We start from the raw sequence: 14,109 nt of genomic DNA, 5'->3' as shown, positions 1-14,109 counted from the left end.
TCAAACTCGCTTGACGATGTGCCGGCCGAACAGGCCAGCGGGTTTGACGACCAGGACGGAGATGATCAGCGCGAGCGCGATCGGGAGTTTCAGCTCGTTGCCGACGCCGGGGATGTAGGTGCCGGCGAGGTTCTCGAAGACGCCGACCAGGAAGCCGCCGACCACCGCGCCAAACGGGCTCGACAGTCCGCCGAGCACCGCGGCGGCGAAACCGTAGATCAGCACGCCGCCCATCATGTTGGGCTCGAGGAACACGACAGGAGCGATCAGCATGCCGGCGATCGAGCCGATCGCGGTGGCCATGCCCCAGCCGAGCGCGATCATCCAGCTCGTGTTGATGCCGACCAGGCGGGCCGATTCAGGCACCGAGGCGGCCGCGCGCATGGCAAGACCGATCCGCGTGTACTGGAAGAAGAAGTAGAGCCCGAGCAGCAGCAGCACGGTGACGCCGATCATGCCGGCCTGGTGGGTCGAGATCAGCTGGCTGCCCAGGAACGGCGAAGAGCCGAACGGGGTCGGATACTGCTTGATGGTGAAGTCCCAGATCAGGCCGGCCGAGGAGTTGATGATCGCAAACAGCGCGATGAAGCCGGCGACGTTGGTCAGCACCGGTGCCTTGGCGAGCGGTTTGAACAGGATGCGCTCGATCGCGATGCCGGCGACAAAGGAGAATGCCAGCGTGATGATGAAGGCGGCCCAATAGGACACGCCCCATTGCATCAGCTGCCAGGAGATGAAGGTCGAGAACATCGCCATCTCGCCTTGCGCGAAGTTGAGATGGTCGATGGCCTGGTAGATCATGACCACGGCGAGCGCCATGCAGGCATAGATCGCGCCCGTGGCGATGCCGGCCAGGACCTGGTTGGTGAACAGCTCCATTGTCCCGGCTCCCTCAGTAACCCAGATAGGATTTGCGGATTTCTTCGTTGTTCGCGATGTCCTTGGCCTTGCCCGACATCACGATGCGGCCGGTCTCGATCACATAGGCCTGGTCGGCCAGTTCGAGCGCGAGCTGGGCGTTCTGCTCGACCACCAGGATCGACACCTTGTCCTCGCGGTTGATCTTGCCGAGGATGCCGAACAGGTCGCGCACCACCAGCGGCGCAAGGCCGAAGGATGGCTCGTCCAGCAGCATCAGCCGCGGCCGCAGCATCAGCGCGCGGGCGACCGCGAGCATCTGCTGCTCGCCGCCGGACAGCGTCCCGGCCTGCTGGGTGTGGCGCTGCTTCAGCACCGGGAAATGCGCGTACATGCGCTCGATGTCGGAGACGATGCCGGCGCTGTCCTTGCGGGTGATGGCCCCGAGCTGGAGGTTCTCCTCCACCGTCATGGTGGTGAAGGTGCCGCGGCCCTGCGGCACGTGGGCGATGCCGTACCGCACGATGCTCTCGGTGGAGCGGCTGTTCAGCGGCTTGCCGTCGAACTCGATGCCGCCGGTCGAGCGCACCATGTTGCAGATCGCGCGCAGCGTGGTGGTCTTGCCGGCGCCGTTGGCCCCGAGCAGCGTCACGAGCGAGCCCTCGTTGAGCGAGAAGGACAGGCCATGGAGCGCCTGGACCTGACCGTAATAGGCGCGCAGGTCCTTGACGTTGAGCAGCGTCGTCATTGGTCCTTGCTCCCGAGATAGGCCTTGATGACGTCGGGGTCGGCCTGCACCTGGGCGGGCGTGCCTTCCGCGAGCTTCTTGCCGAAGTTCAGCGCGACGACATGGTCGGCGATCGACATCACGAGGCCCATGTGGTGCTCGACCAGCAGCACGGTCATGTGACGCTCGTCGCGGATGCGGCGAATGAGGTCCCCGAGCACATAGACTTCCTCATGGTTGAGGCCGCCGGCCGGCTCGTCGAGCAGCAGGATCTTCGGATCGGCCGCCAGCGCGCGCGCCAGCTCGACGCGCTTCTGCGTGCCGAAGGGCAGGCCTGACACGACGGTGTGGGCGACGTCCTCGAGATCGAGATAGGCGAGGATCTCGTGCACCTTCTTGTTGACGCTGGTCTCGCTGCGCCGGACCCAGGCAAGCTTCAGGGAGTCGCTGATGATGTCGCTGGAGGTCTTCGAATGGGCGCCGACGCGGACGTTGTCCATCACCGACAGGTTCGGAAACAGCGCGACGTTCTGGAAGGTGCGGCCGATGCCGATCTCGGCGATCCGGTGCGGCGGCCGCGTCAGGATGCTCGCGCCTTCCATCAGGATGTCGCCGGACGACGGCTGATAAAGCCGCGAGAGGCAGTTGAACAGCGTGGTCTTGCCGGCGCCGTTGGGGCCGATCAAGCCGAGGATCTGGCCCTTGTGCATGTCAAAGGACACGCCGTTGAGCGCGATGATGCCGCCGAACACGACGCTGACGTCGCGAACCGCGAGCAGGGGCGATGTCCCCTGCGCGAGCTGTGCCTGCGTCATCTCGTCTCGCCCTTGTCGTTCGGCGACCTGGTGAGCGACCGCGCTCCGCAACGACCACGGCTATCCAATCCCCTCCGCTTCTCGCGCACTTTTCCCTCCTGATTGCGTCATTGTTTTTTTGGGATTTGATGTCGCAACTTGCGCATCTCCTCCAATGCCCGGTGCTCAAAAGAGCAATCGACGCGTTCCGATGTTCAGCTCAAGGTCGCAAATGCCGAGCGATCGAAAGCCATCAGTTCAGCGGCTCGTCCGTCACGCACCTTCAACAGCCATTGCGGATCCTGAAGCAGCGCCCGACCAACGGCCACGAGATCGAATTCCTCTCGGTCCAGACGACGGACCAGTTCGTCCAAGGATGCCGGTCGCGAACTCTCTCCGCCGTATGCGGCGATGAACTCACCGGTCAGCCCCACTGAGCCGACCGAAATCGTCGGCAAGCCAGTCACCTTTTTCGCCCACCCCGCGAAATTCAGATCCGAGCCCTCGAACTCCGCCTCCCAGAAGCGCCGCTGCGAGCAATGAAGAATGTCAACACCGGCTTCACGCAGAGGCATCAACCACGCCTCCAATTCGCGCGGCGTGCTGGCGAGCTTTACGGCGAAGTCCTGCTGCTTCCACTGGCTGATCCGAAGCAATATCGGGAACTCAGGGCCGACCGATTTACGCACCGCGCGCACGATGTCTGCGGCGAAACGCGCTCTTCCGGGTAGGTTTCTGCCACCATACGCATCTTCTCTGCGATTGGTCCCTTCCCAGAAAAATTGGTCGATCAGATAGCCGTGCGCTCCATGCAGCTCGACGGCATCGAAATTCGAGCGCTTGGCGGCAAGAGCGGCATCCGCGAAAGCCCGAATGGCGTCCGCGATATCCTCATCGCTCATCGGGATGCCCAGATTCTTCTCGGGTCGCGAAAGCCCCGAAGGGCTGTCGTAGGCGCCTGGAGGCTGCCAGTCTTTCTCGCGCGTGCGGACGGCGCCGACGTGCCAAAGCTGAGGCGCCATCAGTCCGCCGGCATCGTGGACTTCGTCCACGATGCGACGCCAGCCGGCGAGCTCCTGTACGCCGTGAAACCGAGGGACGTTCGGGTCGTTCAAGGAAGCCGGGCGATCAACCCCTGTGCCCTCCGAAATGATAAGTCCGACCCCGCCTTCGGCCCGGCGACGGTAGTACTGCGCTACATCTGCGGTAACTATGCCATTTGGAGAGAACGAGCGGGTCATCGGCGCCATAACGACGCGATTTGGCAGGTTCAGGCCTTTATATGTGAACGGCCGAAAAAGAACGTCGATCGCCATTTGCGCTCCAGACTCGCTCTAACCTAACGAAGTTCGGTGCGAGCGATCGATCTCGCGATTGCGAGTCGGAGTGCGCTCATCGACGATCATCACCTTCCCCCCTTTTCGGCGAATTCTTGGATTGGCTCGTTTTGCAAGGAGCGCCTCCCTATACAGTTCTAAATAAGAACCGTCAATGAAGCTTGATCAAACTTTTTCTTACCAATGGCTCCCTTAGACACTATGACGCAGTTCTTTTTTGGAATTTTTATCGAGGTCGGCTGGTCTGGCGATTTCGACTGCGCTGGTCGGGGCGTTGTGCGCGGTCTCACGAACCTGTTCGGCGACACTCTTCAAAACCGCTTGCGCGAACGCGGGTCATTGCACAGCTCGCAACGGCTCAAGGCGCCGGTCTAGCGTCGAGAGGGCCGCGATCCCGCGCGCCAAGATCCGACAACTGTCGATCCGTTCTTCGATGGTTGGTGCTGAGGTCGAGCTTCAATTACAAGAGCCATCGGCTCGTATCCGCGCTTGCTTGCACACGCGCCTTTTCTGCGACCTCTGCCAAGAGTCAAGAACCCGCGCTGGTTCGGCGAGCGCCCGCACCCAGGCGCTCCGGAGTCAAGCGTCCATTATTCTTTTCATCGTGGCCCTTTGCATTGATCGCGGTGTCAGACGATTTGAAAAGGCGGCCATTTTGTTCGAGAAGCCTGCGACCACCATAGCCTTTCCTTGCAGCAATGCCCGAATTCCGCTCGCGGCGACCGGGCGCGGCTTCATGGTGAGAAGGCGCAGCACGGCCGATGCGGTTGCGCCGGCTGCCGCATCGAAGCCCGTCGCGGTGTGCCCCGGGCAGAGACTGGTAACGACCACACCGTTTGGGCGGAGTTCGTCATGCAGGGCCTCGCCAAGCGCGAGGACATAAGCCTTGGTCGCCGCATAGGCCGCGTAGCTGGGGACGGCCTGGAAGGCCAGAAGGCTGGCGATGAGAAGGATATGTCCGGATCGCCGCTTAGCCATGTCATGGCCGAATAGATAGGTCAGCTCTGTGAGCGTTGTGATGTTGAGCTGGATCATGTTCGCGGTATGCTCGATCGGCGTGTCCAGAAAATCGCCGTGCAAGCCGAAGCCGGCATTGTTCAACAAGATGTCGACCGTCACTGACCTCGCGTCGAGACTGCTTTTCAGGCGGGTGGCCGCGCCCGGCGCGGCAAGATTGATCGCCTCGACCAGCACATCCACCCCGTATTTGCGGCGGAGATCGGAGGCAAGCCTATCCATCGGCTCTTGCCGTCGCGCCGCCAGCACGAGATTGACTTTCTGCGCCGCCAGGAGATCTGCGAATTCAAGGCCGAGGCCACTCGACGCGCCCGTGATCAGAGCCCATTTTCCGGCGAAGCTGTCCGCTGCCTCTTTCGACATCGTTCTCTTTCTAGTTTGATCCGCGAATGGGCCTCGGGCACGTTCTCAATCCGAACAACGTCCCATCCTTCAAGCGACAGCGGCGTCGCGAACCTGTTCGGCTGCGGCATCCAGAACGGCCTGAGCCAGATCGGGGTCGTTGATCATGCGCGAGAGCGTCACCGCGCCAACCATCGTCGCGAGAATGGCCATGGCCTTGCTGCGGGAGGCCTCGTCGTCAGCTCCGGCGATGAAGCGGCCGAGCACGTCGAGATGGGCTTTGATGCCCGCTTCAAATTCCGCCTTCACCTCGGGGCCCTGACGCGCGGCATCCGAGCCAAGCGCCACGATCGGGCAACCGTCCATCTTTTCTCCGCGATGGTCGCCGCTGAGGTAGAACCCGATCACCGCGCCAAGCGGATCATCGGGATTCTGAGTGGCAGCATCCGTCCATCGGCCGGACGCGCTCTCCAGAGCGCGCCTGGATGCCTCGACCGCCAGATCCTCTTTGGACGCGAACTGCTTGTAGAAGGCGCCCTGGGTTAGCCCGGCACCCTTCATCAGGTCCTTGAGCCCAATGCCGTCGAAGCCGCGCTCCCTGAAGAGGCGACTGGCCACATTGATCACGGTTTGGCGGTTCTCGGCCGCCTGGGTGCGACTCACTCGCATCGTGGACCTCCATTTGGATTTCGTCCCACTTCTATATCTTATATAGAGTTCAACTGCAATCTATCAATCTCAACCCCTGGATTTGGCACTCCGCGAGGAAACCTTCGATCTGGAGATCACGCTTTCGTTATCATCCCAAAATTAGATTGCGATCGACTTCTAACTTGTGTATAGATTTCGGGCACAATCTAAAACTCAAAGGAGACAGGTCGTGAAAAAGGGTGTTGCGGTGCTCGCCGGTATTCTGGTCCCAGCCGGGGTGGCGACCTTCGTTGCTCTTGCGATTCCCTCCCATGAAGCCTCGGCCGTCAGCGACCCCAGGCAGGAGCCCCCGATGGTCCGTCTGGTCGCGGCCTCGCGGGTCAGCGGATCCGAGCGCGGTTTCACCGGGACCATCGGCGCGCGGGTGGAAAGCAATCTCGGTTTCCGCGTCGCCGGCAAGATCGTCGAACGACTGGTGAACGTCGGTGAGCAGGTCAAGTCCGGCCAGCCGCTGATGCGGATCGACGAAACCGACCTGCGCCTCGCCGTCGCAGCGAAGCGCAACGCGGTTGCCGCGGCGCGGGCCGTTGTCGTTCAGACCGACGCCGACGAGCGGCGCTACGCCAATCTGGTGAACGAGGGATGGACGTCCAAGCAGCGCTACGAGCAGGCCAAGGCCGCATCGGACACCGCCAAGGCGCAGCTCGCCGCGGCGGAAGCCGACGCAGGGGTCGCCGAGAACCAGGCGACCTATTCCGTCCTGGTGGCGGACGCGGACGGAACGGTCACCCAAACGCTGGGTGAGCCCGGCCAGGTCGTCGCCGCGGGACAAGCGGTGGTGCGGCTGGCGCAGTCCGGTCCTCGCGAAGCCGTGGTGGCGCTCCCCGAAACGATGCGGCCGGCGATCGGTTCGCTCGCCGAGGCGAGCCTGTATGGCAGCGATGGGCGCCGCTTTACCGCGCATCTGCGCCAATTGTCGGATTCCGCCGATCCCCAGACCCGCACCTATGAAGCCCGCTACGTGCTCGATGGCGAGGCCGCGGCGGCACCGCTCGGCGCGACGGTCACCATTCGGCTTGCCAGCCAGGATCAGCAGCCGGAAGTCCAGGTGCCGCTCGGAGCCGTGCTCGATGACGGCAGGACGACCGGCGTGTGGGTGTTCGACAGCGCGACCTCGACCGTACGCTTGCAGCCTGTCAAGCTTCTGCGCGTGACCAGCGAGACGGCCGTCATCTCCGGATCGAAGTCCGGTGACCAGATCGTTTCGCTCGGCGCTCATCTTCTGCACGATGGCGCGCGCGTCAAGACCGCCTCGGAAACCGGGAGCAAGTGATGAGCTTCAATCTCTCCGCCCTCGCCGTCCGCGAACGGGCCGTCACCCTGTTCTTCATCCTCCTGCTGGCAGCCGCCGGCGCCTACGCCTTCCTCATGCTCGGGCGGGCCGAGGATCCGTCCTTCACCATCAAGACCCTGACGGTCACGACGGTCTGGCCGGGCGCGACCGCGCGCGAGATGCAGGACCAGGTCGCCGAACCCCTGGAGAAGCGGATTCAGGAGCTGACCTGGTACGACCGGGTGGAGACGACGACGCGGCCGGGCTACGCCTACATGACGGTGACGCTGAAGGACAGCACGCCGCCCGCGAGCGTGCAGGAGGAGTTCTACCAGGCCCGCAAGAAGCTGGGCGATGAAGCGCGCAAGCTGCCCTCCGGCGTGCTCGGCCCCTTCGTCAACGACGAATATTCCGACGTGAGCTTCGCCCTTTATGCCCTCAAGGCCAAGGGCATGCCGATGCGCGAGCTCGCCAGGCAAGCCGAGACCATCCGTCAGGACCTCCTGCACGTGTCCGGCGTCAAGAAGATCAACATCCTCGGCGAGCGTCCCGAGCAGATCTTCGTCGAGTTTTCCTATGCCAAGCTGGCAACCCTCGGTGTGTCGGCAACGGATATCGTTGCCGCCTTGCAGCGGCAGAACACGATGACACCGGCCGGCTCGATCGACACCAAGGGACCGCAGGTCTTCATCCGGGTCGACGGCGCCTATGACAGCGTCCAGGCGATCGCCGATACGCCCATCGTCGCCGCCGGGCGGACGCTGAAGCTGTCCGACATTGCCGAGGTCCGCCGCGGCTACGAGGATCCTCCCACCTACATCATCAGGCACCAGGGTGAGCCCACCATCATGCTCGCAGCGGTGATGCAGGAGGGCTGGAATGGTCTGGCGCTCGGCAAGGCGCTGGAGGAGAGGTCCGCAGCCATCGCCCGGACGCTGCCGCTCGGGATGTCCCTGGCCAAGGTCAGCGACCAGGCCGTCAACATCACCTCGGCGGTCGACGAGTTCATGATGAAGTTCGCAATGGCGCTCGGCGTGGTGCTGCTGGTGAGCCTGCTCAGCCTCGGCTGGCGCGTCGGCATCGTGGTCGCGGCGGCCGTGCCCCTGACGCTCGCCGTCGTGTTCCTGATCATGCTGGAGACCGGCCGGTTCTTCGACCGCATCACGCTCGGCGCCCTGATCCTGGCGCTCGGTCTCCTCGTCGACGACGCCATCATCGCGATCGAGGTGATGGTGGTGAAGATGGAAGAGGGCATGGACCGCATCTCGGCGGCCGCCTATGCATGGAGCCACACCGCGGCGCCGATGCTGTCGGGAACGCTGGTGACGATCGCAGGCTTCTTGCCGGTGGGCTTCGCCCGCTCCACCGCCGGCGAATATGCCGGCAACATCTTCTGGGTCGTGGGCTTTGCCCTCATCGTCTCCTGGATCGTCGCGGTGATCTTCACGCCCTATCTCGGCGTCAAGATGCTGCCCGCGATCAAGCCGGTCGAAGGCGGTCACCACGCCATTTACGGCACGCCCAATTATCAGCGCCTGCGCGGGCTCATCACCTTCGCGGTCCGCCACAAGTTCGTGACCTGCAGCGTCGTCGCCGTCGCCTTCGCGCTGTCCGTCGTCGGCATGGGCGGCGTCAAGCAGCAGTTCTTCCCAACCTCCGACCGCCCCGAAGTGCTGGTGGAGGTTCGTCTGCCGGAAGGCACCAGCATCGAGACGACGACCGCCACCGTCGAGAAGCTCGAGGGCTGGCTGCACGATCAATCCGAGGCCAAGATCATCACGAGCTATGTCGGTCAGGGTGCGCCGCGCTTCTTCTTCGCGATGGCGCCCGAGCTGCCCGATCCGGCCTTCGCCAAGATCGTGGTCCTGACGCCTGACGCGGAAGCGCGCGAGGTTTTGAAGCACCGGCTCCGACAGGCCGTGTCACAGGGCCTTGCGGCCGAGGCCAATGTGCGCGTCACCCAGCTCGTGTTCGGACCCTATACGCCGTTCCCGGTGGAGTTCCGGGTCATGGGACCCGATCCCGCGCAATTGTATGCGATCTCGCAAAAGGCCCTCGAGATCATGCGCGGCGTTCCGGACGCGCGGCAGGCCAATCGGGATTGGGGCGATCGCACGCCCGTGCTTCGCTTCGTCCCGGATCAGGACCGGTTGAACCTGATCGGCCTGTCGCCGGCCGAGGTGGCCCGCCAGCTCCAGTTCCTCCTCACCGGCATCCCCGTGACGCAGGTTCGCGAGGACATCCGCAATGTCCCGATCGTGGCCCGCAGCGCCGGCCGCGAGCGGCTCGATCCGGCCCGTCTGGCGGATTTCTCGTTGATGAGCCGCGACGGCCGCGCGATTCCGCTCGACCAGGTCGGCCATTCGGAGATCCGGCTCGAAGAGCCGATCATGAAGCGGCGCGATCGCACGCCCGTCGTCACGATACGCTCCGATATCAATGAGGCGACCCAACCTCCGGAAGTCTCCAAGGATATCAACACCGCCCTGCAGCCGCTGATCGCATCCCTTCCGGCCGGCTATCGTATCGAGCTGGGTGGATCGATCGAAGAGGCAACCAAGGCCAACGATGCGTTGGCGACGATCTTCCCGGCCATGATTGCCGCGATGCTGATCGTCGTCATGCTGCAGGTGCGCTCGTTCTCGACGATGGCGATGGTCGTCCTGACCGGACCGCTCGGCCTCGTCGGCGTCGTGCCCGCATTGCTGCTCTTCAACCAGCCGTTCGGGTTCAACGCCATCCTGGGCCTGATTGGACTTGCGGGCATCCTGATGCGCAACACGCTGATCTTGACCGAGCAGATCAAGGAGAACCTTGCCGCCGGACTTGACGACTATCACGCCGTCATCGAAGCCACGGTGCAACGCACGCGGCCCGTGATCCTGACCGCGCTCGCCGCCGTGCTGGCCTTCATCCCGCTCACGCATTCGGTGTTCTGGGGGTCGATGGCCTACACCCTGATCGGCGGCACCGCGGTCGGAACGGTGCTGATCCTGCTGTTCCTTCCCGCGCTCTATGCCACCTGGTTCCGGATCAAGCCGACCGCAGATGATAGGCACGAGGCCTCGCACGAGAAGCCGGACGTGCGACCGGCATTGGCCGCAGAATAAAAGGGAAAGCGCGCCGTCCTTCGGCGCGCAAGAACACTGACCGCCTGAGTGCAGGAGATCACCTTGAGCAAGCTATTCACCCTTCTCTCGATTGTCTTTGCCGGCCTGGCTGGCGCAGACTACTTGAGCGTTGTGCCGGCAGCCTCGACAAACGCCCACGGATACTGTCTTCAGGACCATTCCTCAGACATGAGGACATGCAGCTTCCACACCCTCGAGCAGTGCGTCGTCGTAATTTCCGGTCGCGGTGGGAGCTGCGCTCGCAGCCCCTACCCGGCCCGGGAAGCCGCGATGGCCGTGAACTGAACCCAGGCTGGCCGCTCCATGTTCTGGCCGAGCGAGACTTCCTCGAAGCGTAGCTCGGCTGATCGACCGCTCGCATCACGCGTCCGAACGTGTTGCCTTCCGGCAGGATCACGCCGCCGATTCCCCGGGATGAGAATGCCGGCGGATGCAATTTCCCGACTACCCTCGCAGGCGCGCACGTTACAGCTGCGCTGCGTGGCTCGCGACCGCACGAATGGCCTCGATCCCATGCCAGAAATGGCCGTTGCACCCAGTCACTATTAATACTAAAGTGACTTACATTCAAAAGACAATCCAGGGGAAACGAATGCGCAAGGTTGGGATACATAACTTTCCTGAAATCGATCGGGTCGTTTACGGCAAACCTGCAGCCGAGGCGTTGAATGACGAGGCGATGCGGCTGGGAGCCAAGCGCGTTTTCCTCTTGGTCAGCCGAACCTTGAATACCAAGTCCGGTGAGATCGAGAAGATCCGGAGTGCGCTCGGCAACAAGCATGTGGTTACCTTCGATGGAATTGCGCAGCACACGACCCGCAAGCAAGCCGCCGAGGTCGCGCGTCAAGCAAGGGACGCCCAAGCTGATCTGGTCGTAGCCGTCGGCGGCGGCTCTGCAGTCGACCTCGCGAAAATCGTCATCATGGCCATGGAGCACGATATTCGCGATGAGGCAGGTTTCGACCCGTTCGTTATGGGGCCTGGCGTGCCCTTCTCTCCATTCCGTGCGCCCAAGGTGCGGCAGATCGCAGTGCCGTCGACACTGAATGGCGGCGAGTACAATGCCGGTGCGCTCGTCACGGACGAACGCACAAAGCTGAAGCAGATATTCTTCCACCCGCAGATGTCACCCGTGGCGGTCATTCTTGATCCCGACCTCAGCCTTCATACGCCCATGAACCTGTGGATGGGATCCGGGACACGCTCGATGGATCACGGCATCGAAGCCCTGTGCTCGCCGGCAGGCACGCCATTGGCGGATGAAGTGGTCTTGGCGGGCATCCGTCTTTTGCGCGAGGGTATGCTTCGCACCTTGCAGCACCCGGATGATTTGGAAGCGCGACGCCAGTCGCAACAAGGCTCATGGCTCGCCGCTTTCGGTCTGCAGGCACGCATTCCGATGGGGGCAAGCCACGGCATCGGACACGTGCTTGGCGGCACTTTCGATGTTCCTCACTATTACTGCACGCCCGTCATCATGCCGAGCCTTCTTCGGTACAACAAGGCCTTTACCGAGGACGCGCAGAAGCGCTTGGCGGCAGCCCTCGGCAGCCCTGATATGGAAGCTGGAGATGCCTTTGGCGGCTTCGTCAAAGCCCTCGGACTACCTACGCGTCTTGCCGACGTCGGCGTCGGCGAAGACAAGTTCGAGAAGATCAGCAAGATTGCGATCAATCATCGCTTCGTTCAGGCCAATCCGCGGCCGTTCAAGAGCGAAGCCGATATCATCGATCTGCTGCGAATGGCCGCTTAACTGATCGTTCTCGCGATAGGGCCGAGGTGCGTGCGATCGGCAGAGGGGCGGCTTGCGCAAGCCCCTTGCAGATGTCGATCTCGCGTGTCTTCGAGCCACTTCTATCGATAGACGGAGTGAAGATGACTGCTCTCGCTGATTTGTTTCCCGGATTTGAGTCGGTGTATGCCAAAACAAGTTCGGGGCGCATTTTTGCGCGCGTTGGCGGTAAAGGTCCGCCGCTTCTCTTGTTGCATGGATTTCCTCAAACCCATGTGATGTGGCATCATCTGGCTCCGGCACTCGCCGAGCGGTTTTCCCTCGTGATCGCTGACCTTCCGGGATACGGCGCGTCGGACGTTCCGAGCACCGACGCAGAACATACTCCTTACACGAAGCGGGCAATGGCCCGAACGATGGTCGAGGCCATGGAAACTCTCGGCCACTCTCGTTTCTCCCTAGTTGGCCATGACCGGGGAGGACGTGTCGGCTATCGTTTGGCGCTCGATCATCCCGAACGCCTTTCGCGAGCTGTCGTCCTCGACATATTGCCTACTTACAATTACTGGACGAATCTAAGCCGTGTCTCGGCGCTTCGCATCTATCATTGGACTTTTCTCGCTCAGCCTCATCCTTTACCCGAAACGCTAATCTCGCGAGACTCGGACGGGTTCTTCGGTCCCGTGTTCGCGGAGGGTTTCGATTCCCGGGCCGTAGAACACTACCTCAGCGCATTACGCGATCCGGAACGCGTACATGGCCTCTGCGAAGACTACCGAGCCGGCGCCTATGCAGACTTCGACCATGACAAGAGTGATCTTGATGCCGGGAAGAAGATTACAACGCCCCTTCATGTCATCTGGGGAAGCCGCGGCATCGCCGCAGCGGGCGCCCAACCGCTGATCATCTGGAAACATTGGGCACCGCAGGTCACGGGAGAAGCCGTCGAGGCGGGGCACTTCATGTGCGAGGAAGCTCCAGATGCCACGCAGCGAGCTATCCTGAAGTTCCTCGCCGGCTGATCAGCCAACTGGCAGCAGCGCCGACTGCCGAAGATCGGCGATACGCGGGTATCCATCGACGGCCATCAGCAAGTCCGCCTCGGCCAAGATGCATCGCAACACGTGAACGATACCCTCGACGCCATCGAGCGCGAGGCCGTAGGCATATGGCCGGCCGATGCCGACGGCCGTCGCGCCCAAAGCCAAAGCTTTGACAACATCCGTGCCTGAGCGAATTCCCGAGTCAAAAAGAACGGGCGTGTTGCCGGAGGCCCTGACGATGCCGGGCAGCAGGTCCACCGCCGCGATGCCGCTGTTTGCCTGGCGGCCGCCGTGGTTCGAGCAGTAAATGCCATCGACGCCGGCGTCGATGGCACGTCGCGCGTCATCAGGATGACAAATGCCTTTCACGATCAACGGCAGTTTCGTCAACGAGCGCAACCACGGAAGATCATCCCAGGTCAGCGGATGTCCGAAGATCGTTCCCCACTTCATGATGGCAGCAGGAACATCGCTCTCAGGCGGCTTTCCGAGACTGCCGCGAAATACAGGGTCCGAGAAATAGTTGGCGAGGGCATGCCCGCGGAGCTGAGGGAAATTTGCCTGATTGAGATCGCGCGGACGCCACCCGGTCACCCACGTATCCAAGGTCACAACGATCCCCTTGAAGCCGGCCGCCTCTGCCCGGTGGACCAAGCTCTCGGCAAGCGCACGATCGGTGGGCGTATACAGCTGGAAAAAGCCTGGCGTCTCACCGAACTCCGAAGCAACCTCTTCGAGCGGAGCGTTGCTAAAGGTTGATGCAATCATCGGCACGCCAAGCTTGCGTGCGGCCATTGCCGTTGCAATATCACCGTGTCCATCCTGCGCGCACAAACCAATGACGCCAATCGGGCACAGAAACAGGGGCGTCGGGAGTCGCATTCCGAAAAGATTGATCGATATGTCCCGCTTGGCAGCGCCGACGAACGCGCGTGGGATCAATCCCCAGCGTTCAAATGCAGATACGTTGATATTTTGGGTATGCTCATTCCCGCAGCCGCCTGCCACGTAGGATACGACCCCCGGCGGCATTGCGGCGTGGGCCCGTAACTCGAGTTCGCGAAAGTCGACCGGAAGCTTCGGCAGCACCCCGTTCAAGCCCGAACGATAGATTTCGAACTGATAGTCGCCGTAATTGACCAAC

Annotated in this window: 12 protein-coding genes; 5 read left to right on the top strand and 7 right to left on the bottom strand. The window is 62.5% G+C overall.

Going from position 1 to position 14,109, the window contains the following annotated elements; translation table 11 throughout:
* The 6 genes from IVB26_RS12685 to IVB26_RS12660 form a co-directional block, all read right to left on the bottom strand.
* Window positions 1-879 carry a branched-chain amino acid ABC transporter permease gene (locus tag IVB26_RS12685; RefSeq protein ID WP_247971962.1) on the bottom strand — a complete coding sequence of 293 codons (879 nt, stop codon included), beginning with the start codon at window positions 877-879 and terminating at the stop codon, window positions 1-3.
* 13 nt (window positions 880-892) lie between these two features.
* The gene (locus tag IVB26_RS12680) at window positions 893-1,606 is read right to left on the bottom strand and encodes an ABC transporter ATP-binding protein (protein ID WP_247970754.1); all 714 of its coding nucleotides are present in this window, start codon (window positions 1,604-1,606) and stop codon (window positions 893-895) included.
* Window positions 1,603-2,400 (bottom strand): ABC transporter ATP-binding protein, encoded by a 798-nt coding sequence (locus IVB26_RS12675; RefSeq protein ID WP_247970755.1) that lies wholly within the window; start codon window positions 2,398-2,400, stop codon window positions 1,603-1,605. The genes IVB26_RS12680 and IVB26_RS12675 overlap by 4 nt, the downstream gene beginning before the upstream one ends.
* A 194-nt stretch (window positions 2,401-2,594) precedes the next feature.
* Complete coding sequence (locus IVB26_RS12670; protein WP_247971961.1) at window positions 2,595-3,695, bottom strand: NADH:flavin oxidoreductase; 1,101 nt, start codon at window positions 3,693-3,695, stop codon at window positions 2,595-2,597.
* Between the two features lie 600 nt (window positions 3,696-4,295).
* Window positions 4,296-5,096: an SDR family NAD(P)-dependent oxidoreductase gene (locus IVB26_RS12665; RefSeq protein ID WP_247971960.1), complete on the bottom strand. Its 801-nt coding sequence runs from the start codon at window positions 5,094-5,096 to the stop codon at window positions 4,296-4,298.
* Window positions 5,097-5,165: 69 nt separating this feature from the next.
* Window positions 5,166-5,744 (bottom strand): TetR/AcrR family transcriptional regulator, encoded by a 579-nt coding sequence (locus IVB26_RS12660; RefSeq protein WP_247971959.1) that lies wholly within the window; start codon window positions 5,742-5,744, stop codon window positions 5,166-5,168.
* Window positions 5,745-5,955: 211 nt separating this feature from the next.
* On the opposite strand from IVB26_RS12660, the gene IVB26_RS12655 reads away from it, so the two are divergent.
* The 5 genes from IVB26_RS12655 (at window position 5,956) to IVB26_RS12640 (ending at window position 12,944) form a co-directional block, all read left to right on the top strand.
* The gene (locus IVB26_RS12655) at window positions 5,956-7,059 is read left to right on the top strand and encodes an efflux RND transporter periplasmic adaptor subunit (RefSeq protein ID WP_247971958.1); all 1,104 of its coding nucleotides are present in this window, start codon (window positions 5,956-5,958) and stop codon (window positions 7,057-7,059) included.
* A complete protein-coding gene (locus tag IVB26_RS12650; protein WP_247968544.1) occupies window positions 7,059-10,169 on the top strand; it encodes an efflux RND transporter permease subunit in 3,111 nt (1,036 codons plus the stop codon). The genes IVB26_RS12655 and IVB26_RS12650 overlap by 1 nt, the downstream gene beginning before the upstream one ends.
* Window positions 10,170-10,217: 48 nt before the next feature.
* Window positions 10,218-10,475 carry a DUF3551 domain-containing protein gene (locus tag IVB26_RS43520; RefSeq protein WP_458309349.1) on the top strand — a complete coding sequence of 86 codons (258 nt, stop codon included), beginning with the start codon at window positions 10,218-10,220 and terminating at the stop codon, window positions 10,473-10,475.
* Window positions 10,476-10,782: 307 nt separating this feature from the next.
* A complete protein-coding gene (locus IVB26_RS12645; protein ID WP_247971957.1) occupies window positions 10,783-11,943 on the top strand; it encodes an iron-containing alcohol dehydrogenase in 1,161 nt (386 codons plus the stop codon).
* Between the two features lie 122 nt (window positions 11,944-12,065).
* Complete coding sequence (locus IVB26_RS12640; protein WP_247971956.1) at window positions 12,066-12,944, top strand: alpha/beta fold hydrolase; 879 nt, start codon at window positions 12,066-12,068, stop codon at window positions 12,942-12,944.
* Here IVB26_RS12640 and IVB26_RS12635 read toward each other — a convergent pair whose 3' ends face one another.
* Window positions 12,945-14,108: a lactate 2-monooxygenase gene (locus IVB26_RS12635; RefSeq protein WP_247971955.1), complete on the bottom strand. Its 1,164-nt coding sequence runs from the start codon at window positions 14,106-14,108 to the stop codon at window positions 12,945-12,947.
* Window position 14,109 lies beyond the last annotated feature (1 nt).

The sequence above is a fragment of the Bradyrhizobium sp. 195 genome, from assembly GCF_023101665.1.
Classification (GTDB): Bacteria; Pseudomonadota; Alphaproteobacteria; order Rhizobiales; family Xanthobacteraceae; genus Bradyrhizobium.
Note: the sequence above shows the minus strand (reverse complement) of the source record. Positions and strands in the feature narration are given on the sequence as shown.

What these genes read in the sequence shown, in the direction of transcription:
- IVB26_RS12685 (WP_247971962.1), bottom strand. Translation starts at nt 879, where the DNA reads ATGGAGCTGTTCACCAACCAGGTCCTGGCCGGCATCGCCACGGGCGCG.
- IVB26_RS12680 (WP_247970754.1), bottom strand. Translation starts at nt 1,606, where the DNA reads ATGACGACGCTGCTCAACGTCAAGGACCTGCGCGCCTATTACGGTCAG.
- IVB26_RS12675 (WP_247970755.1), bottom strand. Translation starts at nt 2,400, where the DNA reads ATGACGCAGGCACAGCTCGCGCAGGGGACATCGCCCCTGCTCGCGGTT.
- IVB26_RS12670 (WP_247971961.1), bottom strand. Translation starts at nt 3,695, where the DNA reads ATGGCGATCGACGTTCTTTTTCGGCCGTTCACATATAAAGGCCTGAAC.
- IVB26_RS12665 (WP_247971960.1), bottom strand. Translation starts at nt 5,096, where the DNA reads ATGTCGAAAGAGGCAGCGGACAGCTTCGCCGGAAAATGGGCTCTGATC.
- IVB26_RS12660 (WP_247971959.1), bottom strand. Translation starts at nt 5,744, where the DNA reads ATGCGAGTGAGTCGCACCCAGGCGGCCGAGAACCGCCAAACCGTGATC.
- IVB26_RS12650 (WP_247968544.1), top strand. Translation starts at nt 7,059, where the DNA reads ATGAGCTTCAATCTCTCCGCCCTCGCCGTCCGCGAACGGGCCGTCACC.
- IVB26_RS12645 (WP_247971957.1), top strand. Translation starts at nt 10,783, where the DNA reads ATGCGCAAGGTTGGGATACATAACTTTCCTGAAATCGATCGGGTCGTT.
- IVB26_RS12640 (WP_247971956.1), top strand. Translation starts at nt 12,066, where the DNA reads ATGACTGCTCTCGCTGATTTGTTTCCCGGATTTGAGTCGGTGTATGCC.